25 protein-coding genes and 1 riboswitch are annotated in these 23,883 nt (G+C 73.1%); of the genes, 6 read left to right on the top strand and 19 right to left on the bottom strand.

Annotation, left to right across the window (positions count from 1 at the left end; translation table 11 throughout):
• Nucleotide 1: 1 nt before the first annotated feature.
• Together rpsN and rpmB are read right to left on the bottom strand one after the other, a co-directional pair.
• On the bottom strand, nt 2–307 hold the full coding sequence (gene rpsN / locus ACIO9K_RS14885; RefSeq protein ID WP_363583126.1) for a 30S ribosomal protein S14: 306 nt from the start codon (nt 305–307) through the stop codon (nt 2–4).
• Nucleotides 307–543, bottom strand: a complete 237-nt coding sequence (gene rpmB / locus ACIO9K_RS14880) for a 50S ribosomal protein L28 (RefSeq protein ID WP_350877850.1) — start codon at nt 541–543, stop codon at nt 307–309. Before rpmB ends, rpsN begins: the two co-directional genes overlap by 1 nt.
• Nucleotides 544–668: 125 nt before the next feature.
• On the opposite strand from rpmB, the gene rpmG reads away from it, so the two are divergent.
• Nucleotides 669–833 (top strand): 50S ribosomal protein L33, encoded by a 165-nt coding sequence (rpmG, locus tag ACIO9K_RS14875; RefSeq protein ID WP_400329882.1) that lies wholly within the window; start codon nt 669–671, stop codon nt 831–833.
• A 112-nt stretch (nt 834–945) separates the two neighbouring features.
• Here the strand turns inward: rpmG and ACIO9K_RS14870 are convergent, their stop codons facing one another.
• Nucleotides 946–2,061 (bottom strand): HoxN/HupN/NixA family nickel/cobalt transporter, encoded by a 1,116-nt coding sequence (locus tag ACIO9K_RS14870; RefSeq protein ID WP_400329879.1) that lies wholly within the window; start codon nt 2,059–2,061, stop codon nt 946–948.
• A gap of 29 nt (nt 2,062–2,090) precedes the next feature.
• A riboswitch (cobalamin riboswitch) is annotated at nt 2,091–2,305 on the bottom strand.
• Nucleotides 2,306–2,386: 81 nt separating this feature from the next.
• On the opposite strand from ACIO9K_RS14870, the gene ACIO9K_RS14865 reads away from it, so the two are divergent.
• Nucleotides 2,387–2,770 carry a metalloregulator ArsR/SmtB family transcription factor gene (locus ACIO9K_RS14865; protein ID WP_363618278.1) on the top strand — a complete coding sequence of 128 codons (384 nt, stop codon included), beginning with the start codon at nt 2,387–2,389 and terminating at the stop codon, nt 2,768–2,770.
• A gap of 65 nt (nt 2,771–2,835) precedes the next feature.
• Here the strand turns inward: ACIO9K_RS14865 and ACIO9K_RS14860 are convergent, their stop codons facing one another.
• The 8 genes from ACIO9K_RS14860 to mltG (ACIO9K_RS14825) all read right to left on the bottom strand — a co-directional run bounded on the left by ACIO9K_RS14860 (nt 2,836) and on the right by mltG (ACIO9K_RS14825) (nt 10,451).
• Complete coding sequence (locus tag ACIO9K_RS14860; protein ID WP_363618276.1) at nt 2,836–3,645, bottom strand: DNA-formamidopyrimidine glycosylase family protein; 810 nt, start codon at nt 3,643–3,645, stop codon at nt 2,836–2,838.
• A gap of 80 nt (nt 3,646–3,725) precedes the next feature.
• Nucleotides 3,726–4,580 carry an AAA family ATPase gene (locus tag ACIO9K_RS14855; RefSeq protein WP_400329875.1) on the bottom strand — a complete coding sequence of 285 codons (855 nt, stop codon included), beginning with the start codon at nt 4,578–4,580 and terminating at the stop codon, nt 3,726–3,728.
• 79 nt (nt 4,581–4,659) lie between these two features.
• Complete coding sequence (gene aroQ, locus ACIO9K_RS14850; protein WP_063350970.1) at nt 4,660–5,088, bottom strand: type II 3-dehydroquinate dehydratase; 429 nt, start codon at nt 5,086–5,088, stop codon at nt 4,660–4,662.
• 8 nt (nt 5,089–5,096) lie between these two features.
• The gene (aroB, locus tag ACIO9K_RS14845; RefSeq protein WP_363583114.1) at nt 5,097–6,206 is read right to left on the bottom strand and encodes a 3-dehydroquinate synthase; all 1,110 of its coding nucleotides are present in this window, start codon (nt 6,204–6,206) and stop codon (nt 5,097–5,099) included.
• Nucleotides 6,199–6,720: a shikimate kinase gene (locus tag ACIO9K_RS14840; protein ID WP_350877857.1), complete on the bottom strand. Its 522-nt coding sequence runs from the start codon at nt 6,718–6,720 to the stop codon at nt 6,199–6,201. The genes aroB and ACIO9K_RS14840 overlap by 8 nt, the downstream gene beginning before the upstream one ends.
• On the bottom strand, nt 6,717–7,901 hold the full coding sequence (aroC, locus tag ACIO9K_RS14835) for a chorismate synthase (RefSeq protein ID WP_350877858.1): 1,185 nt from the start codon (nt 7,899–7,901) through the stop codon (nt 6,717–6,719). The genes ACIO9K_RS14840 and aroC overlap by 4 nt, the downstream gene beginning before the upstream one ends.
• 209 nt (nt 7,902–8,110) lie before the next feature.
• Nucleotides 8,111–8,941: a shikimate dehydrogenase gene (locus tag ACIO9K_RS14830; RefSeq protein WP_400329870.1), complete on the bottom strand. Its 831-nt coding sequence runs from the start codon at nt 8,939–8,941 to the stop codon at nt 8,111–8,113.
• A gap of 34 nt (nt 8,942–8,975) precedes the next feature.
• Entirely contained in the window at nt 8,976–10,451 is a 1,476-nt protein-coding gene (gene mltG / locus ACIO9K_RS14825) for an endolytic transglycosylase MltG (protein WP_400329867.1), read from the bottom strand.
• A 6-nt stretch (nt 10,452–10,457) separates the two neighbouring features.
• On the opposite strand from mltG (ACIO9K_RS14825), the gene ACIO9K_RS14820 reads away from it, so the two are divergent.
• On the top strand, nt 10,458–10,931 hold the full coding sequence (locus ACIO9K_RS14820) for a hypothetical protein (RefSeq protein WP_400329864.1): 474 nt from the start codon (nt 10,458–10,460) through the stop codon (nt 10,929–10,931).
• Nucleotides 10,932–11,091: 160 nt separating this feature from the next.
• On the opposite strand, the gene mltG (ACIO9K_RS14815) is transcribed toward ACIO9K_RS14820, so the two are convergent.
• From mltG (ACIO9K_RS14815) to ACIO9K_RS14795, 5 genes are all read right to left on the bottom strand, one after another.
• A complete protein-coding gene (mltG, locus tag ACIO9K_RS14815) occupies nt 11,092–12,360 on the bottom strand; it encodes an endolytic transglycosylase MltG (RefSeq protein ID WP_400329861.1) in 1,269 nt (422 codons plus the stop codon).
• 94 nt (nt 12,361–12,454) lie between these two features.
• Nucleotides 12,455–12,925: a Holliday junction resolvase RuvX gene (gene ruvX, locus ACIO9K_RS14810; RefSeq protein ID WP_244293307.1), complete on the bottom strand. Its 471-nt coding sequence runs from the start codon at nt 12,923–12,925 to the stop codon at nt 12,455–12,457.
• Between the two features lie 17 nt (nt 12,926–12,942).
• Nucleotides 12,943–15,612, bottom strand: a complete 2,670-nt coding sequence (alaS, locus tag ACIO9K_RS14805; RefSeq protein ID WP_363618264.1) for an alanine--tRNA ligase — start codon at nt 15,610–15,612, stop codon at nt 12,943–12,945.
• Complete coding sequence (locus tag ACIO9K_RS14800) at nt 15,612–16,055, bottom strand: DUF6167 family protein (protein ID WP_363583102.1); 444 nt, start codon at nt 16,053–16,055, stop codon at nt 15,612–15,614. The genes alaS and ACIO9K_RS14800 overlap by 1 nt, the downstream gene beginning before the upstream one ends.
• A 4-nt stretch (nt 16,056–16,059) precedes the next feature.
• Nucleotides 16,060–16,539: a DUF948 domain-containing protein gene (locus tag ACIO9K_RS14795; protein ID WP_363583100.1), complete on the bottom strand. Its 480-nt coding sequence runs from the start codon at nt 16,537–16,539 to the stop codon at nt 16,060–16,062.
• A gap of 252 nt (nt 16,540–16,791) precedes the next feature.
• Between ACIO9K_RS14795 and ACIO9K_RS14790 the strand changes: the two genes are divergently transcribed.
• Both ACIO9K_RS14790 and ACIO9K_RS14785 read left to right on the top strand, forming a co-directional pair.
• Nucleotides 16,792–19,020 (top strand): ATP-binding protein, encoded by a 2,229-nt coding sequence (locus ACIO9K_RS14790; protein WP_400329856.1) that lies wholly within the window; start codon nt 16,792–16,794, stop codon nt 19,018–19,020.
• Nucleotides 19,021–19,076: 56 nt separating this feature from the next.
• Entirely contained in the window at nt 19,077–19,397 is a 321-nt protein-coding gene (locus tag ACIO9K_RS14785; protein ID WP_380377234.1) for a tetratricopeptide repeat protein, read from the top strand.
• A 110-nt stretch (nt 19,398–19,507) separates the two neighbouring features.
• Here the strand turns inward: ACIO9K_RS14785 and rpsD are convergent, their stop codons facing one another.
• The 3 genes from rpsD to ppk2 all read right to left on the bottom strand — a co-directional run bounded on the left by rpsD (nt 19,508) and on the right by ppk2 (nt 22,685).
• Nucleotides 19,508–20,122, bottom strand: a complete 615-nt coding sequence (gene rpsD / locus ACIO9K_RS14780) for a 30S ribosomal protein S4 (protein ID WP_063346792.1) — start codon at nt 20,120–20,122, stop codon at nt 19,508–19,510.
• A gap of 324 nt (nt 20,123–20,446) precedes the next feature.
• Entirely contained in the window at nt 20,447–21,796 is a 1,350-nt protein-coding gene (locus ACIO9K_RS14775) for a replication-associated recombination protein A (RefSeq protein ID WP_363583096.1), read from the bottom strand.
• 49 nt (nt 21,797–21,845) lie between these two features.
• Entirely contained in the window at nt 21,846–22,685 is an 840-nt protein-coding gene (gene ppk2 / locus ACIO9K_RS14770) for a polyphosphate kinase 2 (RefSeq protein WP_363618260.1), read from the bottom strand.
• 209 nt (nt 22,686–22,894) lie between these two features.
• Between ppk2 and ACIO9K_RS14765 the strand changes: the two genes are divergently transcribed.
• Nucleotides 22,895–23,881, top strand: coding sequence for a LysR family transcriptional regulator (locus ACIO9K_RS14765; protein ID WP_400329851.1), 987 nt, complete (start codon nt 22,895–22,897; stop codon nt 23,879–23,881).
• Nucleotides 23,882–23,883 lie beyond the last annotated feature (2 nt).

The raw sequence follows: 23,883 nt of genomic DNA, 5'->3' as shown, positions 1-23,883 counted from the left end.
CTCACCAGCTGGCCTTGCGGACGCCGGGCAGGTGGCCGGCGTGGGCGTGGACGCGGAGGTTGACCCGGGAGAGGCCGAAGGCGCGCAGGTAGCCGCGGGGGCGGCCGTCGACGGCGTCGCGGTTGCGGATCCGGGTGGCGCTGGCGTCGCGGGGCTGGCGGGCGAGTTCGGCCTGGGCGTCCGCGCGTTCGGCGGGGGCGGTGCCGGGGTGGGCGATGATCCGCTTGAGCTCGGCGCGGCGCTCGGCGTACCGGGCCACGACGGCGCGGCGCTGCTCGTTCTTGGCGATCTTGCTCTGCTTGGCCATCAGACCTTCCCCCCTCGGGCGCGGATGCGGGCGACGGCGGCCTCGATGCCGATCGTGTCGATGGTGCGGATGCCCTTGGCGCTGAGGGTGAGCCGGACGTACCGGCCCTCACCGGGCAGCCAGTAGCGCTTGTGCTGGATGTTGGGGTCGAAGCGGCGGCGGGTGCGGCGGTGCGAGTGCGAGATCGCGTTGCCGAATCCGGGCCGGCGGCCGGTGAGTTGGCAGTGGGCGGACATGGGTGCTCCCTGACGTCCGGGAATGGGCGGGACGGAGCTCACGTTACACCAGATGAAAATGACTTCCATTTCGGTGTACGGTTTCGCCCCAGCCCCGAACACCCCGCCAACCCGGGAGGACACCCATGGCCCGCAGCGAACTGCGCCCCGTCATCAAGCTCCGCTCCACCGCCGGCACCGGCTACACGTACGTGACCCGCAAGAACCGCCGCAACGACCCTGACCGGATGATCCTGCGCAAGTACGACCCGGTCGCGCGCCGGCACGTCGACTTCCGCGAAGAGCGCTGAACCCCGCCCGCCCGACGACCGGCACCGACCCGCAGCGACGAAACGGCGCCTCCCCCGGGATCCCGGGGGAGGCGCCGTCGCTGCTCGCTGCCGTCGCTGATCGCAGCCGTCGCTACTCGGCGGCCACCCAGCGCTTCTCCACCCGGGCCAGCTTCCAGTAGGCGATCGCCGCGGCCCAGACCACCACGAACAGCCCGGCGATCGCGTAGCCGACGTTGTCCAGCGAGATGCCCGCGATCCAGCCGGTGACCGGGTCGGTCAGATCGAGCTTCTCGTGCAGCACGCCGACCAGTTCGATGGTGCCGATGACGAAGGCCACCGCGATCGACAGCCCGGTGATCGTCAGGTTGTAGTACACCTTCCGGACCGGGTTCGCGAAGGCCCACTGGTACGCGAAGTTCATGAACGTCCCGTCCAGGGTGTCGAACAGGCTCATCCCGGCCGCGAACAGCAGCGGCAGGCAGACGATCGCGTACCAGGGCAGCCCGGCCGCCGCGCCCGACCCGGCCATCACCATCAGGGTGACCTCGGTCGCGGTGTCGAAGCCCAGCCCCAGCACCATGCCCACCGGGAACATCTGCCCGGGCCGGGTGATCGACCGGGTCGCCCGGTTCAGCACCCGGGCCATGAAGCCGCGCGAGTTGAGGTGCTCCTCCAGCTGCGCCTCGTCGTACGACCCGGCCCGCATCGCCCGGAACACCTTGAGTATGCCGAGCAGCGCGGCCAGGTTGAGCGCGCCGATCAGGTAGAGGAACGCGCCGGAGGCCGTCGTGCCGACCATCCCGAGCCACTTGTGGGTGGCCGAGTCGTCGTCCATCAGCGTGCTGGCCAGCTGCGCGCCGCCCGCCACCAGGGCGGCCATCAGCACCACCATCGAGGAGTGCCCGAGGGCGAACCAGAAGCCGACCGAGACCGGCCGCTTGCCGTCCGCCATCAGCTTGCGGGTGGTGTTGTCGATCACCGCGATGTGGTCGGCGTCGAAGGCGTGCCGCATGCCGAGGGTGTACGCGGTGATCCCGAGGCCCACCCCGAAGACCTGGGTGCCGACCGCGTAGTTGTGGGGCGCGACCAGGAAGACGAGCGTCCCGAAGGCCACCACGTGCATGGCCAGGATCACCCCCATCAGCCCGGCCGTGCGGACGGTGTCCTCGCGCTTCCAGCGGAACGTGGGCAGCACGGACGGTGTCGCCGGCGCCTCGGCGGCGGCGGCGGTTTCGGGCAGGGTCATTCGGGTCACGCTCCAGCACCTCGTGGAAACACTTCGTGAGATGCCGTGGCCGGTCTCCTGGCTTACGGGGGTCCCGTACCCGCCTTCCCAGGTGCGCGAGGCTCCCAGTGGCGTCGTGGGTACGGACGTCTCTCCATCGTCGACGATCACGATGGCCCGATCACAGTGGCGAGGGCCGCTCCGGACTGGGACCCCTGAGGATCCGTCACCGGTCTTCCCGAGCACCACGGCGGGGAACACCGTAGGGGCCAGGACCCACCCTTGCAAGGCTGCGCACCTGCGCAGGTGTCCAGGATCACAGGCCCCCTCCTGCAACAATGTGCGCATGCATCTCGTACCGGCCGACCGCGCGGGCCACCGCACCATCGACGGACACCGGGTCTGCGAGGCCATCGCCGCGATCGGCGACCCCGCGCACGTCCGCACCTGGGCCGAGCGGTTCTCCCTGCTCGCCGACCCCGGGCGGCTCGCCCTCCTGCTCGCCCTCCACCGGGCCGGCCCGCTCGCCGTCTCCGACCTCGCCGTCGCCACCGGCATGCGCGACCCCGCCGTGTCCCAGGCCCTGCGGCTGCTCCGCACCGCGGGCGTGGTCACCGGAGACAAGGACGGGCGGGTCGTGCGCTACCGGCTCGTGGACGAGGCCCTGCGCCCCCTCCTCGACGCGTGCGCCGCCGCCGAACACCACGAGCCCAACACGGCCGTCGGCTGACCGGCTCCCCCCCCCCCCCCCCGGAGGACGCGCCGGGGCCCGGCCGGAGCAACCCTCGAACGCGGTCAGGCCGCCTGGCAGGCGGGGCACCAGAAGAGGTTGCGCGCGGCGTGCTGCTCCGTCCGGACGTCGGTGCCGCAGACCAGGCAGGGCATCGCGGCCCGCCGGTAGACGTACACCTCGCCGCCGTGGTCGTCGACGCGCGGCGGGCGGCCCATCGCCTCGGGGGTGTGCTCGGGGCGGACGGTGTCGATCCGGCCCGCGCCGACGCCCTCGTGCATCAGGGCGACCAGGTCGGCCCAGATCGCGTCCCACTCGCCCCGGGTGAGGTCGCGGCCGGCGCGGTGCGGGTTGATCCCGTGGCGGAACAGCACCTCGGCCCGGTAGACGTTGCCCACCCCGGCCAGCACCTTCTGGTCCATCAGCAGCGCGGCGACGGTCGTCCGGCTGGCCGATATCCGGCGCCAGGCGGCCTGCGGGTCGGCGTCGGCGCGCAGCGGGTCGGGGCCCAGCCGGGCCGCGACGGCGGCCTTCTCCGCGCCGGTGACCAGCGCGCAGGTGTTGGGGCCGCGCAGGTCTGCGTAGCCGTCGTCGTTGGCCAGCCGCAGCCGGACCAGGCCGACCGGCTCGGGCGCGGGCCCGGTGCCGAAGGCGAAGCCGCCGTAGAGGCCGAGGTGGACGTGCACCCAGGCGCCCTCCTCGAAGCCGAGGAACAGGTGCTTGCCGACGGCTTCGGCCGCGGTGAGCAGCTGCCCGTCGATGGCCTTGGCCTCGTCGGCGAACCGGCCCTGCGGGCTGGACACCTCGACCGGGCGGCCGCCGAAGGCCTTCCGGTTCTCGGCGGCGAGGCGGTGGATGATGTGGCCTTCCGGCACGGGCGTCAGCTCCCCCGGGGTGGTTCGACAGGACCCGCACATCATCGCAGCCGGCACCGACACCGCCGGATCGTCGCAGGTCAGCGCACCGGCATGCCCATCAGCCGGGCCAGGATGACGCGGTCCAGCTCGGCGGCGGTGCCGGCCACGTCCAGGTACGAGTTGTCGATGATCGGCAGCCCGGAGTTGTACCAGCCGGCCATCCGGCCGTGGATCCGCGCCACCTCCTCGTCACCGAGCCGCCGGGTGCCGCCGCGCCGGGCGTTGCGGTGCAGCACGGAGTCCAGGCTGGGCAGCAGCACGACCGGGATCATGCCGGGGCCGATGTGCCGCTTCCAGCCGCCGAGGCCGATGGCCGGGCGGTCCGGGAAGACGGCGTCGTCGATGATGCAGGAGATGCCGTTGGCGAGGTAGTTGCGGCAGGCGAAGCCGCAGGTGCGGCGGGCCAGCCGGTACTGCGCCTCGGAGGCGTCGTTCCAGCCGGACTGCGGGTTGGCGAAGCCGGACTGCACCCACTCGCGGACGTCGTCCAGGCTGATGTGCGCGGTCGGGCTGGGCCGGCGCTCGGCCCAGTACCGGGCGACGGTGGTCTTGCCGGCCCCGGCCGGGCCGATCAGCAGGACGGCGATCGGACTGGTGGGCGCGTGCCGCTGCGGCGGGTGGGCGGGGAGTTGCACGGGCGTGCCGGAGGGCAGCACGAAGTGCCCGGTGGACCCGACGGGGACCGGCGCGCCGGGCGCGGGTGCGGCCGGGGCGGGCGCGGCAACAGGAGCGGGCGGCACCGGAGCGGCCGGAACCGGCGGCGCGGCGGCGGGAACAGGAGCCGGAGCGGGCGGCACCGGCGGCGGCGCGGCGGCCCCCGACGGCTGCGGCCCCGGCGGAGCGACGGGACGCGGCGGGACCTGCCCGCCCCCGGCGTACTGCGTCACGGTCACCTCCCGACACCTCTCAGCGGGGAGACTACACGGCGGCCCGGCGGCGGGCACAGTCCGCCACCGGGCCGCTGACCAGGCGTCAGCGCGTGGTGAGTTGCTCGGCCAGGGCGCGCAGGGCCAGCTCGTACGAGCCGAGCCCGAACCCCGCGATGGTGCCGGAGGCCACCGCGGCGATCACCGAGGTGTGCCGGAAGGTCTCCCGGGCGTACGGGTTGGAGATGTGCACCTCGATCAGCGGCGCGGTGCGCTGCGAGGCGGCGTCCCGCATCGCGTACGAGTAGTGCGTGAACGCACCCGGGTTGATCACCACGGGCACCTTGCCGTCGGCCGCCTCGTGCAGCCACTCCACCATCTGCTGCTCGGAGTTGGTCTCGTGCACCTCGACCTCGAAGCCGAACTCCTTGCCGAGCGCGGTGCAGCGCTCGACCAGCCCGGCGTAGGAGGTGGCGCCGTAGACGTCCGGCTCGCGGCTGCCGAGCCGCCCGAGGTTGGGGCCGTTGAGCACCATGACCCTGGTCACGCCGAGACCTCCGCGTAGGCGGCGACCAGCAGGGACGGGTCGGGGCCCTCCAGGACGGAGGTCTTGCCGAGGCCGTCCAGGACGATGAAGCGGATCAGGTCGCCGCGCGACTTCTTGTCGATCTTCATGGCGTCCAGCAGCTTCGGCCAGGCGTCCGCCTGGTAGCGCAGCGGCAGGCCGACGGAGGCCAGCACGGTGCGGTGCCGGTCCGCCGTCTCGTCGTCCAACCGGCCCGCCAGGCGGCCGAGTTCGGCGGCGAAGACCATGCCGATGGAGATCGCGGCGCCGTGCCGCCACTTGTAGCGCTCGTTGCGCTCGATGGCGTGGCCGAGGGTGTGGCCGTAGTTGAGGATCTCGCGCCGGCCGGACTCCTTGAGGTCCCCGGAGACCACGTCGGCCTTGACCTGGATGGCGCGGCGGATCAGCTCGACGGTGTGCGTGCCGTCCGGGGTCTTGGCGCCCTCCGGGTCGGCCTCGATCAGGTCGAGGATGGCCGGGTCGGCGATGAAGCCGCACTTGATGACCTCGGCGAGGCCGGAGACGTAGTCGTGCTTGGGCACGGTCGCCAGGGTGTCGAGGTCGGCCAGCACGCCCACCGGCGGGTGGAAGGCACCGACCATGTTCTTGCCCTCGGCGATGTTGATGCCGGTCTTGCCGCCGACGGCCGCGTCGACCATGCCGAGCAGCGTGGTGGGCATGGAGATCCAGCGGACGCCGCGCAGCCAGGTCGCGGCGACGAAGCCGGCCAGGTCGGTGGTGGCGCCGCCGCCGAGGCCGACGACGACGTCGCTGCGGGTGAAGCCGGTCTGCCCGAGCACCGACCAGCAGTACGCGGCGACCTCGGCGCTCTTGGCGTCCTCGGCGTTGGGCACCTGGAGCGCGATCGCCTCGTAGCCCTCGCCGAGCAGGTCCTCGCGGATGGCGTCGGCGGTGGCGGCCAGCGCCTCGGGGTGGATGATCGCGACCCGCTTGGCGCCTCTCGTCCCCAGGCTGGGAGGACTGATCAGCGCCGACAGCTCGCCGAGCAGCTGGTGCCCGATCAGCACGTCGTACGGGTCGTGGCCGGCGCTGCCGCCGACGTGAATCCTGACGATGGGGTCAGTCATGGGGGGTCTTCAGCTCCAGTGCTTCCAGTACGGCGTCCGCGACCTGCTCGGGGGTGCGGCCGGCGGTGTCGACGACGGCGGTGGCCACCTCCAGGTAGAGGGGCCGGCGGGCCTCCATCAGCTCGCGCCAGCGGGCCCGCGGGTTGATGGCCAGCAGCGGGCGCGGGGCGTCCAGGCCGACCCGCTTGACCGCGTCCGCCAGCGGGACCTCCAGGAAGACGACCGGCAGCTCGCGCAGCAGGGCGCGGGTGGCCTCGGCCATCACCGCGCCGCCGCCGAGTGCCAGCACGCCGTCGTGCTCCGTGGCGCCCGTGCGCACGGCCCGGACCTCCAGCTCGCGGAAGTGCGGCTCGCCCTCGTCGACGAAGATCTCCGGGATGGGCTTGCCGGCCAGCGCCTCGATGTCGGCGTCGGTGTCCCGGAAGCCGACGCCCAGGCGCTCGGCCAGGGCCCGCCCGACGGTGGACTTGCCACTGCCGGGCGGGCCGACCAGCACAACGACCGGAACGGTCATCGGATGATCAGGTTGTCGAGGTAGCCCTGCACGTTGCGGCGGGTCTCGGAGACGTGGTCACCGCCGAACTTCTCGTTCACCGCGTCGGCCAGCACCAGCGCGACCATCGCCTCGGCGACGATCCCGGCGGCCGGCACGGCGCAGACGTCCGAGCGCTGGTGGTGCGCCTTGGCCGGCTCGCCGGTGCGCACGTCCAGGGTCTGCAGCGCCCGCGGCACGGTGGCGATCGGCTTCATGGCGGCACGCACCCGCAGCACCTCGCCCGTGGTCAGGCCGCCCTCGGTGCCGCCGGAGCGGCCGGAGGTGCGCTTGACGCCCTCGGGGGTCGGGACGATCTCGTCGTGCGCCTGCGAACCGGGCACCCGGGCCAGCTCGAAGCCGTCGCCGACCTCGACGCCCTTGATCGCCTGGATGCCCATCAGCGCGGCGGCCAGCCGGGCGTCCAGCCGGCGGTCCCAGTGCACGTGCGAGCCCAGACCCACCGGCACGCCGTACGCGAGCACCTCGACCACGCCGCCGAGGGTGTCGCCGTCCTTGTGGGCCTGGTCGATCTCGGCGACCATCGCCTTCGAGGCGTCGGCGTCCAGGCAGCGGACCGGGTCCGCGTCCAGCCGCGCCTCGTCCGAGGGCAGCGGCAGCACACCGGCCGGGGCCTTGGCGGCGGCCAGCTCGACCACGTGGCTGACGATCTCTATCCCGCAGGTCTCCTTCAGGTACGCGCGGGCGACGGCACCGAGCGCGACCCGGGCGGCCGTCTCACGGGCGCTGGCGCGCTCCAGGATCGGACGGGCCTCGTCGATCGAGTACTTCTGCATGCCGGCCAGGTCGGCGTGGCCGGGGCGGGGGCGGGTGAGCGCCTCGTTGCGGGCCAGACCGGCCAGCACCTCGGGGTCGACCGGGTCGGCCGACATGACCTGCTCCCACTTCGGCCACTCGGTGTTACCGACCATGACCGCCACCGGGCTGCCCATGGTCTCGCCGTGCCGGACGCCGCCGAGGAACGTCACCTCGTCCTGCTCGAACTTCATCCGTGCGCCGCGACCGTAACCGAGCCGGCGGCGCGCCAGCGCGTCGGCCACCACCGCGGTGGTGACCGGTACACCGGCGGGCAGGCCTTCCAGCGTCGCGACGAGTGCGGGGCCGTGCGACTCCCCCGCCGTCAGCCAGCGCAACGTACCCAACGGAGCTCCTTCATCAGCGGACCGGCCTCGGCACCTGCCGGGGCCCGCCCGGGCGTGCCTTTTCCCCTGAATCCTTTCACGTCCCGGCGGCACCCGGAGGCCCAGTCCGCGTGACGGACGGCAACCGGCCAGTCGGCGGGACGGTGGTCGGCACGATTCCGGCCACCCGGCCGGGCGGTGGTCGGCGCGATCCGGCCACCGGCCCGGCCTCAGCGCCCGGCGAGGGCCTTCTCGCCCGCCTCGCGCATCGCCGCCAGCGGCCCCGGCGCCCGCCCGGTGAAGGCCTCGCTCTGCAGCACCGCCTGGTGCACCAGCAGGTCCAGCCCGCCCAGGACGGTCGCCCCGCGCGCGGCGCAGGCCTCGGCCAGCGCCGTCGGCCACGGGTGGTACAGCACGTCGAACAGCGCCCCCGGCGCCGCGGGCAGCGCCCCGGCGAAGGCGTCGGTCGCACCGACCGGCGTGGTCGAGACGGTCAGCGGCCGCGCCAGCGCCTGCGCGCCGCGCTCCCAGTCGGCGGTGCGCACGGCGACGCCCAGCCGCTCGCCCAACTCGGCCATCTCCCGGGCCCGCTCCGCGCTGCGCACGTAGACGGTCACCTCGCCGGTGCAGACCTGGGCCAGCGCCGCCAGCGCCGAGGAGGCGGTGGCCCCGGCACCCAGCACGGCCGCGGCCGGCACCTCGGTGATGCCCCGCTCGCGCAGCGCGTTCACCAGCCCGGGGACGTCGGTGTTGTCCCCGGTGCGCCGCCCGTCGGCGGTGAACACCACGGTGTTCACCGCGTCCACCGCGCGGGCCGTCGCGCTGACCTCGTCCAGCAGCGGGATGATCGCCCGCTTCAGCGGCATGGTCAGCGACAGCCCGGCCCACTCGGCCTCGTCCAGCCCGGCGAGGAAGCCGGGCAGGCCGGCCTCGTCGACCTCGAAGCGGTCGTAGCGCCAGCCGTCCAGCCCGAGCGCCGCGAAGGCGGCCCGGTGCAGGTCCGGCGAGAGCGAGTGGGCGATCGGCGAGCCGAGGACGGCGGCCCGGTGCTTGCTGGTCAACGCTGCTCCTCCGTGAACGGCGGTGCGGTGGCGGCTACTTGGTGGTGCAGTGGAGACCGACCTTGTCGAAGCCCTGGCCCGCCGCCCGGCAGTACGCCTCGACGTTGGCCGCGTGTTCCTTGTCCGTGTCGGCGTACAGGGTGTTGCCCGGGGACATCGCGATGAAGTACAGCCACTTGCCGTCCGCCGGGTTGAGCACCGCCTTGAGCGCGTCGTCGCCGGGGTTGGAGATCGGCGTCGGCGGCAGGCCCGGGTTGATGTAGGTGTTGTACTTGTTGGACCCGTCGTTGATGTCCTTCTTGTCGAGGTCCTTGCGGCCCAGCGAGTACTGCAGCGTGGTGTCCATGCCGAGCGTGTGGCGCACGGTGTCGCTCGCCAGCCGGTTCTGGATGGTCCTGGCCATCTTGGCGAAGTCGGCCGGGGTGTTGCCCTCGCGCTGCAGGATGCTCGCCTCGATGACCACCTCGTACGCGTTCTTGAGGCCGGCCTTGGAGGCGTCGGCGTCCAGGGTCGCGTACTTGTCGGTGGCGTTCTTCACCATCTGCTTGAGCAGGTCCTCGGGCTTCATGCCGTCGGCGATGTTGTACCGGGTCGGCCAGAGGAAGCCCTCGACGTTGCCGTTCGCGTACGCCGGCAGGCCGAGGCTGCCGACCTGGGCCTTGGCGACACCCGCCGTGGTGCCCTGAGGCAGCTTCAGCTTCCCGTCGATCAGGGTGTAGATGTCGGCGGCGGTCTTGCCCTCGGGGATGACCAGCGCCGCACCGCCGGCCCCGTTGAGCAGTTCGCTCAGCGCGGTGGCGGCCGGCAACTCCTTCTTCAGCGAGTAGAAGCCCGGCTGGACGCTCTTGCACTTCGGCTCGGCGTCGCAGGCCTTGCTGAAGGCGTCGACGCTCTTGACCACGCCGGCGCTCTTCAACGCCAGGCCGATCTGACCGCCGACCGCACCCGACTTGACCTCGACCTGGACGGGGCTGCCGCCCTCGCCCGTGAAGTCCGGCGGCGGGCCGAAGTGGTCCTGGTAGAAGCCGTAGCCCCACCAGCCGGCCCCGCCCAGGGCGCCGACCAGCACCAGCGCGACCAGCAGGCAGGCCCCGCCGTTGCGGCGGCCGGACTTCTTGCCCTTCTCCTTGCGCTTCTTCTGCGCGTCGCGGGAGGAGTCCTCCTCGCCGAGGAAGCCCTCCTGCTCGGCGTGGCCGTCCTCGTCGCGGTGCTCGGCGTCCTCGTGGTGGCCGTCCTCCTGGAAGCCGTCCGGGTGGCCGTCCCACTCGTCGGTCTCGGGCGCGCGCCCGCCGACCGGGTCGGCACCGGCCTCCAGCGCGGCGGCCTCGGCCTCCCAGTCGATGCCGTCCGGGCCGGGGCCGCTGACGGGCGCGACCGGCTCGGGCTCCGGCGCCGCGCGACGCCGCCGCCCGGGCTGCGCGCCCTGCTGCGGGATGCCCGGCTGCTGCTGCGCACCGGGCTGCTGAAGCTGTTGGGGCTGCTGTGGGGCCATCCCCTGCTGCTGTGCCATACCCGGTTGCTGCGCCATACCCGGTTGCTGCTGACCGTCCGGGAACCCCTGTTGCTGATACCCCTGCGGGTACCCCTGCTGCGGCATCTGCTGCATCTGCTGCTGTTGCTGCGGGTACCCCTGCTGCGGGTAGCCCTGCTGCTGCATCTGCTGCTGGGGCACCTGCTGCTGCGGGTACTGCTGCTGTCCGCCCGGGAACCCCTGCTGCTGATACCCCTGCGGGTACCCCTGCTGCGGCATCTGCTGCATCTGCTGCTGTTGCTGCGGGTACCCCTGCTGCTGCATGTCTCCGTACGGCTGCTGGACCGGCTGGCCCTGCTGCTGGGGATACTGCTGGACCGGCTCGCCCTGCTGGGGATACTGCTGCCACTGGCCGTCCTGCTGGCCGGGGACCGGCTGCTGGCCGCCGTACCCGGGGTCACCGGGGTGCCACGGCTCAGAGCCCTGGGGGCCGTAGCCCCGACCCAGATCGGTCATTGATCCCCTTAACCGACGAAGACGGCCGGAGGATCGGACCGGCCGTCCGGGACGCGGTCCCGGCTGATTCTCGAACCGGCGTGCTAGCGCAGCGCCTGGGAGGAGACGTTACCGTACCGCACACGTGCCCCCGGCAGGGCGGACGTGCCGTCAGTGTCCGACCTCACCCGCCCGCGCTCGGCTCGGGCGCCGGCGCCGGCGCCGGCGGCCCGGAGGCTTCGGCCGACGCGTCGGCCGAAGCCTCCGGCAGGGCCGAGGCACTCGGCTTCGCCGACGCCCGGTTGGCGTTGAACTCGGCGACGTTGCGCTGCTGCACGTCGAAGCTGTCGGTGAAGCGGGTGTCCCCCGGTTTCACGGTGACGAAGTAGAGCCAGTCCCCCTGCGCCGGGTCCAGCGCCGCCATGATCGCCTGCCGCCCCGGGTTGGAGATCGGCGTGGGCGGCAGCCCGGGGTGCAGGTAGGTGTTGTACGGGGAGTCCAGCCGGGTGTCGGTGACGGTGGTGTTCAGGGTCGACCGGCCGAGCGCGTAGTTGATCGTGGAGTCGAGTTGCAGCGGCATGCCCTTGGCGAGCCGGTTGTAGATGACCCGCGCCACCTTGCCCATGTCCTCGTTGTTGTCGGCCTCGCCCTGGACCATGCTGGCCACGGTGACCAGCCCGTACAGGCTCTGCCCGAGGTTCTGCGCGACGACGTTCGCGTCGTCCCGGCTGAACTCCTTGCCGGCCCGCTCCACCATCTGTTTCAGCAGGTCGATCGCGGTGGTCCCGTCGGTGACGCTGTACGTCGCGGGGAAGAGGTAGCCCTCGGGGCTGCCCTTGGCGAAGTCCGGCAGGCCCAGTTCGGCGCCCTGCTCCTGGGCGGTGCGCTGGGTGGTGCCCTCCGGCAGGCGCAGCTTGTGGTCGATGGCCACGTAGATCTGGTAGCCGCGCCAGCCCTCGGGGATGGTCAGGCCGTTGGCGTTGGCCGGGTCGATCAGCACGGTCAGCGCGGCCGCGGCCGACATCCGCTGCTTCAGGGTGTAGGTGCCGGGCTGGATCCGCCCGGCGGCCGCGGCGCTGCCCTTGGCCGCCCGGGTGAAGGCGAGCGAGCTGGCCACCACCCCGTTGCGGACCAGGGCGGACGCGATCTGGGACAGGCCCGCGCCCTCCGGCACCGAGACCTGGACGCTGCCGGTGCCCTGCCCCGCGAAGTCGGCGGCGGCCGGGGGTGTGCGCTGCCCCTGGAGCCAGGTGTACCCGGCGAGGCCCGCCCCGCCGAACACCGCGACCAGGGCGAGCGCGGTGAGCGCGCAGGCCAGTCCGTTACGCCGTCGGTGCGGATCGGGCGCATCGGGGCGCATGCGGGGCGCGCCCGGCGGCCGGCCCTCCGGCTCCAGCACCGGCGCACCCAGGTGCCCGGGCGTGAGCCCCGGGTGGAAGTCCTGGTCGGTCATCGCTCGCGTCCCCTCGGCAGTGCCGAAACGTTCGAAAGGGGTCCGTGCGGACGCGTCCGCACGGACCCCTCGACGGGACGTTAGATCAGGCCGGTCAGCCGACCGCCTCGACGCTCTCACCGGGCGGGTTCCCGCTCACCCGTTCGGACTCAAGGGCGGTCTGCAGGATCACCACCGCGGCGGCCTGGTCGACCACCGAGCGGCCCTTCTTCGCCTTGACGCCCGAGGCGCGCAGCCCGTGGGTGGCGGTGACGGTCGACATCCGCTCGTCGACCAGCCGGACCGGCACCGGGTACAGCCGGTTGGCCAGCCGCGTCGCGTAGGCGCGGACCTTCTCCGCCGCCGGGCCCTCCTTGCCGCTCAGCGAGCGGGGCAGCCCGACGATCACCTCCACCGCGTCGTACTCCTCGACGATGGCGGCGATCCTGGCCTGCGACTTCACCCCGGCCGGAACGGTCTCCACGGGCGTGGCGAGCACCCCGTCGGGGTCGCAGGACGCGACCCCGATCCGGGCGTCACCGACGTCGACGGCGATCCGCCGCCCCCGCCGGAAGGGCCGCTCCACCTGAGGCTCCTCGACCATCAGCTGGCGCGCTCCGCGACCAGGCCGCGCACCGCGGCGACGGCCTCGCCGACCGCGGCCGGGTTGGAGCCGCCGCCCTGGGCGACGTCGTCCTTGCCGCCACCGCCGCCGCCGAGGGTCTTGGCGGCGACCCGGACCAGCTCGCCGGCCTTGATGCCGCGGGCGCGGGCGTCCTCGTTGGTGGCGATCACGGTCAGCGGGCGGTCGTTCGCCACGGTGAAGGCGGCGACCACGGCCGGGCGCGAGCCGAGGCGGCCGCGCACGTCCAGCACCAGCTTGCGCAGCTCGTCCGCGCCCACGCCGTCGGCGACCTGCGCGGCGACCACCGAGATGCCGTGCACGTCCTCGGCCGAGTCGGCCAGACCCGCCGCGGCGGCCAGCACCTTTTCGGCGCGGAAGCGCTCGATCTCCTTCTCGGCGTCCTTGAGCTTGGCGAGCATGCCCGAGATCTTCTCCGGCAGCTCCTCCGGGCGCCCCTTGACCAGCTCGGTCAGCTGGGAGACCACGGTGTGCTCGCGGGCCAGGAACTTGTACGCGTCGACGCCGACCAGCGCCTCGACGCGGCGCACGCCGGAGCCGATCGAGGACTCGCCGAGCAGCTTGACCAGGCCCAGCTGGGCGGTGTTGCCGACGTGCGTGCCGCCGCACAGCTCCTTGGAGAAGTCACCGATGGTGACGACCCGGACCTCGTCGCCGTACTTCTCGCCGAACATCGCGATGGCGCCGGCCTTGCGGGCCTGATCCATCGTCATGACCTCGGCGGTGACGTCGAGTTCACGGCCCAGCACGTCGTTGATCTTCTGCTCGACGTCGACCAGCACGGTGCCCGGGACGGCGGCGGGCGAGCCGAAGTCGAAGCGGAAGCGGCCGGGGGCGTTCTCGGAGCCGGCCTGGGCGGCCGTCGGGCCGAGCGCGTCGCGCAGCGCCTGGTGGGTCAGGTGGGTGGCCGAGTGGGCGCGGGCGATCGCCCGGCGGCGCTCGGTGTCGATCGTGGCGTACGCCGAGGCGCCGAGCACGACCTCGCCGAACAGCACCCCGCCGGAGTGCACGATGACACCCGGGACGGGCTGCTGCACGTCGCGGATCTCCACCACCGCGCCGGACTCCAGCCGGATCCGGCCGTGGTCGGCGAGCTGGCCGCCGCCCTCGGCGTAGAACGGGGTGCGGTCGAGGATGATCTCGACCTCGTCGCCCTCGGAGGCGGCCGGCGCCGGAACGCCGTCCACCAGCAGGCCGACGACGCTGGCCTCGCCCTCGGTGAGGTTGTAGCCGGTGAAGACGCTCGCGCCGGACTTGTCGGCGACCTCGCGGTACGCGGCGACGTCGGCGTGGCCCATCTTCTTGGCCTTGGCGTCCGCCTTGGCGCGGTTGCGCTGCTCCTGCATCAGGCGGCGGAAGCCGGCCTCGTCCACCTGGAGGCCCTGCTCCTCGGCCATCTCCAGGGTGAGGTCGATCGGGAAGCCGTAGGTGTCGTGCAGCTTGAAGGCCTGGTCCCCGGAGAGGACCGCGCCGCCGGCCTGCTTGGTCTCGGTGACCGCGGCGTCCAGCAGGCTGGTGCCGGCCTTGAGGGTCTGCAGGAAGGCCGCCTCCTCACCGACGACGACCGTCTCGATGCGCTTGCGGTCGCTCTCCAGCTCCGGGTACTGCGGAGCCATCGCCTTGATGGCGATGTCGGTGAGGTCCTTGGCCACCACGCCGGTGGCGCCCAGCAGGCGCATGTTGCGGATGGCGCGGCGCAGGATGCGGCGCAGCACGTAGCCGCGGCCCTCGTTGCCGGGGGTGACGCCGTCGCCGATCAGCATCAGCGCGGTGCGGATGTGGTCGGTGACCACGCGCAGCGAGACGTCCGACTTGTGGTCGGCGCCGTAGGTGTGGCCGGTGAGCTCGGCGGCGCGGTCGAGGATCATCCGGCTGGTGTCGATCTCGAAGAGGTTGTCGACGCCCTGGAGGATGGCGGCGAGGCGCTCCAGGCCGAGGCCGGTGTCGATGTTCTTGCTCGGCAGGTCGCCGAGGATCTCGAAGCCGTCCTTGCCGTCGCCGTGGCCGCGCTCGTACTGCATGAAGACCAGGTTCCAGATCTCCAGGTAGCGCTCGCCGTTGACGGCCGGGCCGCCCTCCTCGCCGTACGCGGGGCCGCGGTCGTAGTTGATCTCCGAGCACGGGCCGCAGGGGCCGGGGACGCCCATCGACCAGAAGTTGTCCTTCATGCCGAGGCGCTGGATGCGCTCGGACGGGACGCCGATGACGTCACGCCAGATCAGCTCGGCCTCGTCGTCGTCCTGGTAGACGGTGATCCAGAGCTTCTCCTTCTCCAGGCCGTAGCCACCGTCCGCGACGGAGCTGGTGAGCAGCTCCCACGCGAACTTGATGGCGCCTTCCTTGAAGTAGTCGCCGAAGGAGAAGTTGCCGCACATCTGGAAGAAGGAGCCGTGTCGGGTGGTCTTCCCGACCTCCTCGATGTCCAGGGTGCGCACGCACTTCTGGACGCTGGTGGCGCGCGAGAACTGCGGCTTGACCTCGCCCAGGAAGTAGGGCTTGAACGGCACCATGCCGGCGTTGACCAGCAGCAGGGTGGGGTCGTCGGCGACCAGGGACGCCGACGGAACGACGGTGTGGCCGCGCTCCTCGAAGAAGCGCAGCCAGCGGCGGCGGATCTCAGCCGACTCCATTATTGGTCCTTCCGGTTCGGGGTGCCGCCCCGCTGCGGCAGGGCGCGGCGGGGCGTTTCTTCAATGGCTCGGGTGGTGGTGCGGGCCCCACGGGATACGGGGCGGGGGCCGGACGGGGGCAGGGCGGCGGCCGGGCTGCCGGGCGCCGCCGAGATAGCTCGGTACTGCGGCTCGCCGCGCAGGACCCGGCGGGTGCTCCCGGGCTCGACGACGGCGGTGCCGTGCAGTCCGAGGTCGTCCTTCAGCTGCTCCTCGCGCTCGGCCATGCCGGCCCGCACGTCCTGGGCGAACTGCTTGGCCAGGTCGCCCAGGTGCAGCGCACCGCGCGTGGCGGTGCCGGAGAGGCTGTCCGGGGTGAGCCGGTGCACGGCCTCGTTGGCCTTGTTCATGGCCCACACGGTCGCACCGGCGCCGACCGCCATCCAGAAGACGCGTCGCACCATGCCGTCAGCCCCTCACCGCGCGCCGGACCCGGGAGAACAGGCCGTTCCTGGGCGCGGTCGCGGCGCGCACCTCGGCCCGGATCAGCCGGGCCAGCTCCTCGCGCTCGCCGCTCTGCGACGGCACGGACGGCTGGCCGCCCTGCTGCTTGGCGACGGCCTTGCGGACGCCGTAACTGAAGGCCGCGACCTTCACCAGCGGCCCGCCCAGGGTGGCGGCGACGGTGGAGGAGAGCGCGTTGGCGTTGGCGGCGGCGTCCTGCACGTTGGCGGTGATCTCGTCCACCCGCTCCAGCTGCTGGTTGGCACTGCGCACGGCGGCGCCCGCGTCGCTCAGCAGCGGGACGGCCTGCTCGGTGACGGCGGAGACGAGGACGGTGGCCTCCTTCAGCACTCGCGAGAGGCGGACCAGCACCACGGCGAGCAGGGTGACCAGGACCGCCCAGAACACGGCGACGAGCAACCCGGCCAGCTCTCCCACGGACACCTTTGCGCGCTCCCTCGCCTTGCTGTTCTCCAAACGGAACCCTATCGCGCCCACGCCCGGTTTCCGGACCGGGTTGTCGCCGGGCCCCGGGGTCCGCCGTCGCGTCGGCCCCCGGCCGAACCGGTCGGATGTGCGAACCGCGCGCGTAACCTACCGGCCGGTCACCTCGTTCTGCCAGGCGGGCCGTCGCCCGTACGGCCCGACGAACGTCCGGGCCCCGAGGGTCCGGGCCAGGAACACGGGGAGCAGCGCTTGGCCGGCGACTGGAGAGCACGGTCCGGGGAACCCGCGGCGCGGCCGCGCGAGCCGGAGCCCGGCCGGCTGCCGGCCGAGGTGACGGGCTTCGTCGGGCGGCAGCGGGAGCTGGCCGAGCTGGCGGGCCTGCTGGCCGGCGCCCGGCTGGTGACGGTGACCGGGCCGGGCGGGGTGGGCAAGAGCCGACTGGCCCTGCGCGCCGCCGCCCGGGCGGCCGGCGCCTTCCCGGACGGCACCTGGCTGGTCGAGCTGGCCCCGGTGCAGGACCCGCTGCTGCTCGGCCGCGCGGTGCTGGAGGCGCTGCGGCTGGCCGACGGCACCGCCCGCCCGCCGCTGGACCTGCTCACCGAGCGGCTGTCCGGCCGGTGCACGCTGCTGGTGCTGGACGGCTGCGAGCACCTGGTGCAGGCCTGCGCCGAACTGGCGGACGCACTGCTGCGGGCGCTGCCCGGCCTCCGGGTGCTGACCACCAGCCGCGCCGCGCTGCGGGCCTCGGGCGAGCACCTGCTCACCCTGGCCCCGCTGCCGGTCGACCCGCGGCCGAGCGGTCCGGGCGGTCCGGGCGGACTGCCGGACGCGGTGCGGCTGTTCGCCGAGCGGGCCCGGGCGGTGCTGCCCTCCTTCGCGCTGACCGAGGCCGACGCCGAGGCGGTGAGCCTGCTCTGCCGCCGTCTGGACGGCCTCCCGCTGGCGGTGGAGCTGGCGGCCGGACGGCTGCGCGCGCTGTCGGTGGAGCAGATCACCGCCCGGCTGGACGACCGGTTCCGGCTGCTCACCGGCGGCTCCCGGACGGCCCTGCCGCGGCACCGGGCGCTGCGCACCACGATCGGCTGGAGCCATGAGCTCTGCACCGTGCAGGAACGTTTACTCTGGGCCCGACTGTCGGTCTTCGCCGGCAGTTTCGACCTGGAGGCCGCCGAGTACGTCTGCGCCGGTGACGGCCTGGAGGCCGAGGACGTGCTCGACCTGCTCGACGAACTGGTCGGCAAGTCCGTGGTGCTGGGCGAGGACAGCGCCTTCGGCGTCCGCTTCCGGCTGCTGGACACCCTGCGCGACTACGGCGGCCAGTGGCTGCGGGCCGCCGGCGAGGACCAGCGGCTGCTGCGCCGCCACCGCGACTGGTACCTGGGCGTGGCCACCTGGGGCGAGGTCGAGTGGTTCGGGCCCCGGCAGGCCGAGACCGCCGAGCGCACCGAACTCGCCCACCCCAACCTCCGCGCGGCGCTGGAGTTCTGCCTCGCCGAGCCCGGCGAGGAGCAGATCGCCCTGCTGCTGGCGGGCACGCTGTGGTTCTACTGGGTCGGCTGCGGCCACCTCGGCGAGGGGCGGCACTGGCTGGACCGCGCGCTCGCCCTGGACCGCGAGCCGACCGAGGCCCGCGCCAAGGCCCTCTGGGTGACCGGCCACCTGGCCACCCTGCAAGGCGACCTGGAGACGGCCCGCCCGGCACTGGAGGAGTGCCGCCGCCAGGCCCTGGACACCGGCGACGACCGGGCGCTCGCCTACGCCGTCCACCGGCAGGGCAGCGCGGCCCTGATCGGCGACGAGCCGGACCGCGCCGCCGAGCTGTTCGAGGAGGCGCTCTGGCACTACCGGACGATCGGCGAGCTCAACAGCAACGTCGTGCTGGCCATGGTCGAGCTGGGCCTCGCGTACCTGTTCCAGGGGGATCCGGAGAGCGGGGAGCTCTGGTTCGGCCAGGCCCGCGAGCTGTGCGAAGAGCACGGCGAGCAGTGGGCGTACGCGTACGTGCTGTACGCGACGGCGTACGCGCACTGGATGGACGGCGCCGTCCGGGCGGCCCGCGCCCTGGCCCGGGAGGGCCTGCGGCTGAACCACCTGTTCCACGACCTGCTGGGCATCGCGCTGGCGATCGACCTGCTGGCGCTGCTGGAGACCGAGCCGGGCGACCCGGGCGCGCCGGGCGACCTGGGCGGGGCCCGGGTGCTGCAGGGCGCCGCGCACCGGATCTGGGGCGCGGTCGGCCTGCCCTTCCTGGGCTCGCGGTCCTTCTTCGGCCCGCACCAGGAGTGCGCGGAGCGGGCCCGGGCGGGGCTGACCGCGCAGGAGTACGAGCGGTGCTACCAGGCCGGGGCCCGGCTCGACCTGGACGCGGCGGTCTCCCGGGCGCTGGGCGGCAGCGGGTCGGCGGGCGGCCCGGAGCCCGGGTCCGGGCCCTGCGCGGTGCCGTCCGCACCGACGCCCGCACCGGCCAGGAATAGCTGAAACTTGCCGATTGCTTGAGGAGGCAAGGAACCACCCGGAAGGAGCACCCCGTGGCCGTGACCACCGCCGCCGACGAGTACCGCCTCGCGACGTTCCACTTCGAGTCCAAGGCCTACGCCGACGCCGCCCGCATGCTGGAGGGCGTGCTGGCCGAGGAGCCGGCCAACCTCTCGGTCCGGCTGCTGCTGGCCCGCAGCTACTACCACTCCGCCCAACTCGGGCGCGCCGAGGCCGAGTTGCTCCGGATCCTGGACACCGACCCGGCCGAGGACTACGCCCGGCTGATGCTCGGCCGCACCCTGGAGCGCCAGGGCCGCGCCGAGGAGGCCCGCCCGCACCTGCGGCTGGCCGCGGCGATGACCGGCGAGAACCGCTAGGTCCTGTCCGACCGGCACCAGGAAGCGCCACCGGAAAAGGGGCGAGCCCCCGCCGCCTCGAAAGGCGACGGGGGCTCGCTGAGGTACCGCAGATGCGGAACCGCCGCGGGTCAGCGCGAGTAGTACTCGACCACCAGCTGCTCGTCACAGATCACCGGGACCTCCTTGCGCTGCGGCGCACGGTCCAGGCGGAAGGCCAGGGCCTTCAGGTTGACCTCGAGGTACTTCGGGGTCTGGCCCTCGCCCGCGTAGCCACCCTCACGGGCGACCTGGAACGGGACCTTCTCCTTGCTGCGCTCGCGGACGGTCACCACGAAGCCCGGCTTCATCTGGTACGACGGCTTGTTGACCTTGCCACCGTTGACCTCGATGTGGCCGTGGACGACCATCTGGCGGGCCTGGTAGATGGTGCGGGCAATGCCCGAACGCAGCACCAGCGAGTCCAGACGGGTCTCCAGCTCGGCGACGAGCGCCTCACCGGTCTTGCCCTCGGCCTTCTTCGCGCGGTCGAACGCGCGCGCCATCTGCTTCTCGCTCAGGTCGTACTGGGCGCGCAGACGCTGCTTCTCGAGCAGACGGACCTTGTAGTCCGAGTTCTGCTTGCGACCACGGCCGTGCTGGCCGGGCGGGTACGGGCGGGCCTCGAAGTACTTGACGGACTTCGGGGTCAGCGGCACGCCGAGCGCACGCGCGATCTTGACCTTGGGACGCTTCTGGTTCGCCATGAACCAAACCTTCCTTGCTTACGAATACGGCTTCACCAGGTGTTGACGGAGGTCGCATCTCGCGACCCGGAGACAACCCATCGCCGAGGCGATGCGGTCAGCCGCTCTCCGGAGCCGGGCACAAAAGTGCTGGTCACACGGAACAGCCCGGAAACCCGGGCCGTCCGCGACACCGAAACGGTGCGCGACGCTCCTGGTGCGGGCCTCCCGGAGGAGGCCTACGGCCGATGCCCCGCTGGTGTGGCCGGTCGGTGGGGTCTCCCCCGCCGCCGTCCCGGGACGTGGCACTCCGACCGATTGTACCGGGTGCTCGACCGCCCCTTCTCACTCGCCCCTGAGCCGGCCCCGCGTCCACTCCACGACGTCCGCGTAGCGGGCCTCGCCGCCGCGCCGGGTCGGCTGGTAGTAGTCCTTGCCGTGCACCGCGTCCGGCGCGTACTGCTGGGCCGCGATGCCCTCCGGCAGGTCGTGCGGGTACTGGTAGCCCCGGCCGTGGCCGAGCTTGCCCGCGCCGCCGTAGTGCGCGTCCCGCAGGTGCGGCGGCACCGCGCCCGCGAGCCCCTGCCGGACGTCCGCCAGCGCCGCGTCGATCGCCAGGTAGGCCGCGTTGGACTTGGGCGCCAGGGCCAGCGCGATCGCCGCCTGGGAGAGGATGATCCGCGCCTCCGGGAAGCCGATCAGGGCCACCGCCTGGGCCGCCGCGACCGCCGTCTGGAGCGCCGTCGGGTCGGCCAGGCCGACGTCCTCGCTGGCCGAGATCATCAGCCGGCGGGCGATGAACCGCGGGTCCTCCCCCGCCTCGATCATCCGGGCCAGGTAGTGCAGGGTGGCGTCCACGTCGCTGCCCCGGATCGACTTGATCAGCGCGCTCGCCACGTCGTAGTGCTGGTCGCCGTCCTTGTCGTAGCGCACCGCCGCCTGGTTGACGGCCGTCTCCGTGGTGGCCAGCGTGATGCTCGCCTCGCCCTTCTCCAGCGCCGCCCCGGCCGCGGCCTCCAGCGTGGTGAGCGCCCGCCGGGCGTCACCGCCGGCGAGGCGCACCAGGTGGTCCTCGGCCTCCGCCGTCAGGTCCAACGCGCCCCCCAGGCCGCGCTCGTCGGCCACCGCGCGGCGCAGCAGGGCGCGGACGTCCTCGTCGGTCAGCGACTCCAGGGTGAGCAGCAGCGAGCGGGACAGCAGCGGGGAGATCACCGAGAAGTACGGGTTCTCCGTGGTCGCCGCGATCAGGGTGACCCAACGGTTCTCCACGGCCGGCAGCAACGAGTCCTGCTGGGCCTTGGAGAAGCGGTGGATCTCGTCCAGGAACAGCACCGTCTCCCGGCCGGACATGCCGACCGCCCGCCGGGCGCCGTCGATCACCGCCCGGACCTCCTTGACCCCGGCGGTGATCGCGGACAGCTCGACGAAGCGGCCCTCCACGGCCTGGCTGATCACGTGCGCGAGGGTGGTCTTGCCCGTGCCGGGCGGGCCCCAGAGGATCACCGAACTGGTCGCCGCCGGCCCGCGCGAGCCCGAGACCAGCCGCCGCAGCGGCGACCCGGGCTTCAGCAGCTGCCGCTGCCCGGCCACCTCGTCCAGGGTGCGCGGACGCATCCGTACGGCCAGCGGCGCCCGGCCGGGCTCCCTGCTCTGGCGTTCCTCGGCGGCGGCGGTGAAGAGGTCCGGTTCGTCCACACCGGAAGCCTATGCGAGGCCGCCGACACACCCGCCGGAGCAGCCGGCCTCATCGCGCCCGGCCCTCCCGCCGATCGAGGCGGGCCGCGTGGTCCGGGACGTACTTCTGCAGGTCGCGCGGGGGCCGCTGGTAGCCGCGCGGGGCCGGGCGGGGCGGCAGGTCGATCTGCGGGGCGGTGATCTCGCGGTACGGCACGGTGGAGAGCAGGTGGGCGATCATGTTGATCCGGGCCCGCCGCTTGTCGTCGCTCTCCACCACGTGCCAGGGCGAGTCCGGGGTGTCGGTGTAGACGAACATCTCGTCCTTGGCCCGCGAGTAGTCCTCCCAACGGGTGATCGACTCGACGTCCATCGGGGAGAGCTTCCAGCGCTTCATCGGATCCTCCAGCCGGTCCCGGAAGCGCCGTTCCTGCTCGGTGTCGCTCACCGAGAACCAGTACTTGCGCAGCAGGACGCCCTCCTCGATCAGCATCCGCTCGAAGGTCGGGCACTGGTGCAGGAACTGCCAGTACTGCTCGTCCGTGCAGAAGCCCATGACCCGCTCGACGCCGGCCCGGTTGTACCAGCTGCGGTCGAACAGCACGATCTCCCCCGCGGCCGGCAGCTGCTCGACGTACCGCTGGAAGTACCACTGGGTCTTCTGCCGCTCGGTCGGGGTCGGCAGCGCCACGACCCGGGCGATGCGCGGGTTCAGGTACTCCGTCACCCGCTTGATCGCGCCGCCCTTGCCGGCGGCGTCGCGCCCCTCGAAGACCACCACCAGCCGGGCGCCCTCGACCCGCACCCACTCCTGGAGCTTCACCAGTTCCTGCTGGAGCCGCAGCAGTTCCCGCTCGTACGGCTTCCTCGCGAGTCGTTCCGGCTTCGCGGTCCGCTGCTCCTCGGCCACCTGGGGTCCTCCGTCCGGCTGCTGCTGATGAGCACTCACCGTAGGCGCTGGAGGCCGCCCCCGCAGGTCGGCGGACGGGTGGGCGGCAGCGGCGGCCCCCTGAACCGCCGCTGCCGCGCTCCCCCGTCCGGTCGGCGTGAACGCCGAACGACCAACCTTGACCCACACCTGCCGGACGGGTCCAATATCCGGTTCCATAACCTTGGGGCATGGATGTCGACACCCGCCTGCTGCGCAGCTTCGCCGCGGTCTGCGAGGAGGGTCAGCTGACCGCCGCCGCGGCCCGGCTGTTCGTCTCCCAGCCGACGCTCACCAAACAGATCCGCCAGCTGGAATCGCTGCTCGGGGTCGCGCTGTTCGAGCGCTCGCGGCGCGGCATGGCGCCCACCCCGGCCGGGCGGGCGCTGGCGGACTACGCCGGGGCGATGCTGGCCGGCTGGGAGGACGCGCTGCGTGCCACCCGGGCGGCCGCCGCCGAGCAGGGCTCGGTGCTGCGCGTGGGGTTCGAGGGCGGCATCATCAACCTGATGACCCGCAGCACCGTCGCCGACTTCGCCCGGCGGATGCCCGGCTGGCAGGTGGAGCTGCGGCAGAACAACTGGTTCGACCCGACCTCGGGCCTGGCCACCGGCGAGATCGACCTGACGCTCTGGCACGGCCCGGCGTGGCTGGTCGAGCACTACAACGTCGCCGTGCTCGGCGAGGAGGCGCGGGTCGTGGCGCTGCCGACCGGGCACCGGCTGGCGGACCGGGCCGAGCTGTCCGTCGAGGACCTGCTGGACGAGCCGTTCGTGGCGATACCGCACGAGGCCGGGCACTGGCGCGAGTACTGGCTGGCGGGCCGGGAGCGGGGCGGGCGTCCGGTGCGGATCGGCGCGGTGGCGCACAACACCGACGAGTGGCTGGCCGCGGTGGTGTGCGGTCAGGGCGTCGGCTTCGCACCGGAGACGATGAGCCGGCTGGCCGTACGGGATGACGTCGCGTACCGGCCGGTGCGGGGGCTCAGCCCGAGCCTGGTCGGGCTGTACTGGCCGAAGGACCGCGAACTCACGCCGGCGATGGCCGCGTTCGTGTGCAGCTGCCGGGTCACGGTCCCCTTCGGCCGGCTGGGATCGTCGGGTGGGACGGAGCCCCGGGTCGGAACGTCGGGCGGAGCGGAGCCCCGGGTGGGAACGCGGTCGCTGGAACCGACCTGACG

The sequence above is a fragment of the Kitasatospora sp. NPDC087271 genome (genome assembly GCF_044744605.1).
Classification (GTDB): Bacteria; Actinomycetota; Actinomycetes; order Streptomycetales; family Streptomycetaceae; genus Kitasatospora.
The sequence above is the reverse complement of the archived record's forward strand: the minus strand, read 5'-3'. Positions and strand labels throughout refer to the sequence as shown.

What these genes read in the sequence shown, in the direction of transcription:
- alaS (WP_363618264.1), bottom strand. Translation starts at nt 15,612, where the DNA reads ATGGAGTCGGCTGAGATCCGCCGCCGCTGGCTGCGCTTCTTCGAGGAG.
- rpmG (WP_400329882.1), top strand. Translation starts at nt 669, where the DNA reads ATGGCCCGCAGCGAACTGCGCCCCGTCATCAAGCTCCGCTCCACCGCC.
- mltG (WP_400329861.1), bottom strand. Translation starts at nt 12,360, where the DNA reads ATGACCGACCAGGACTTCCACCCGGGGCTCACGCCCGGGCACCTGGGT.
- rpsN (WP_363583126.1), bottom strand. Translation starts at nt 307, where the DNA reads ATGGCCAAGCAGAGCAAGATCGCCAAGAACGAGCAGCGCCGCGCCGTC.
- aroQ (WP_063350970.1), bottom strand. Translation starts at nt 5,088, where the DNA reads ATGGTGCTCAACGGCCCCAACCTCGGGCGGCTCGGCAGCCGCGAGCCG.
- ACIO9K_RS14800 (WP_363583102.1), bottom strand. Translation starts at nt 16,055, where the DNA reads ATGGTGCGACGCGTCTTCTGGATGGCGGTCGGCGCCGGTGCGACCGTG.
- ACIO9K_RS14840 (WP_350877857.1), bottom strand. Translation starts at nt 6,720, where the DNA reads ATGACCGTTCCGGTCGTTGTGCTGGTCGGCCCGCCCGGCAGTGGCAAG.
- ACIO9K_RS14765 (WP_400329851.1), top strand. Translation starts at nt 22,895, where the DNA reads ATGGATGTCGACACCCGCCTGCTGCGCAGCTTCGCCGCGGTCTGCGAG.
- aroB (WP_363583114.1), bottom strand. Translation starts at nt 6,206, where the DNA reads ATGACTGACCCCATCGTCAGGATTCACGTCGGCGGCAGCGCCGGCCAC.
- mltG (WP_400329867.1), bottom strand. Translation starts at nt 10,451, where the DNA reads ATGGCACAGCAGCAGGGGATGGCCCCACAGCAGCCCCAACAGCTTCAG.
- ACIO9K_RS14870 (WP_400329879.1), bottom strand. Translation starts at nt 2,061, where the DNA reads ATGACCCTGCCCGAAACCGCCGCCGCCGCCGAGGCGCCGGCGACACCG.
- ACIO9K_RS14865 (WP_363618278.1), top strand. Translation starts at nt 2,387, where the DNA reads ATGCATCTCGTACCGGCCGACCGCGCGGGCCACCGCACCATCGACGGA.
- rpsD (WP_063346792.1), bottom strand. Translation starts at nt 20,122, where the DNA reads ATGGCGAACCAGAAGCGTCCCAAGGTCAAGATCGCGCGTGCGCTCGGC.
- rpmB (WP_350877850.1), bottom strand. Translation starts at nt 543, where the DNA reads ATGTCCGCCCACTGCCAACTCACCGGCCGCCGGCCCGGATTCGGCAAC.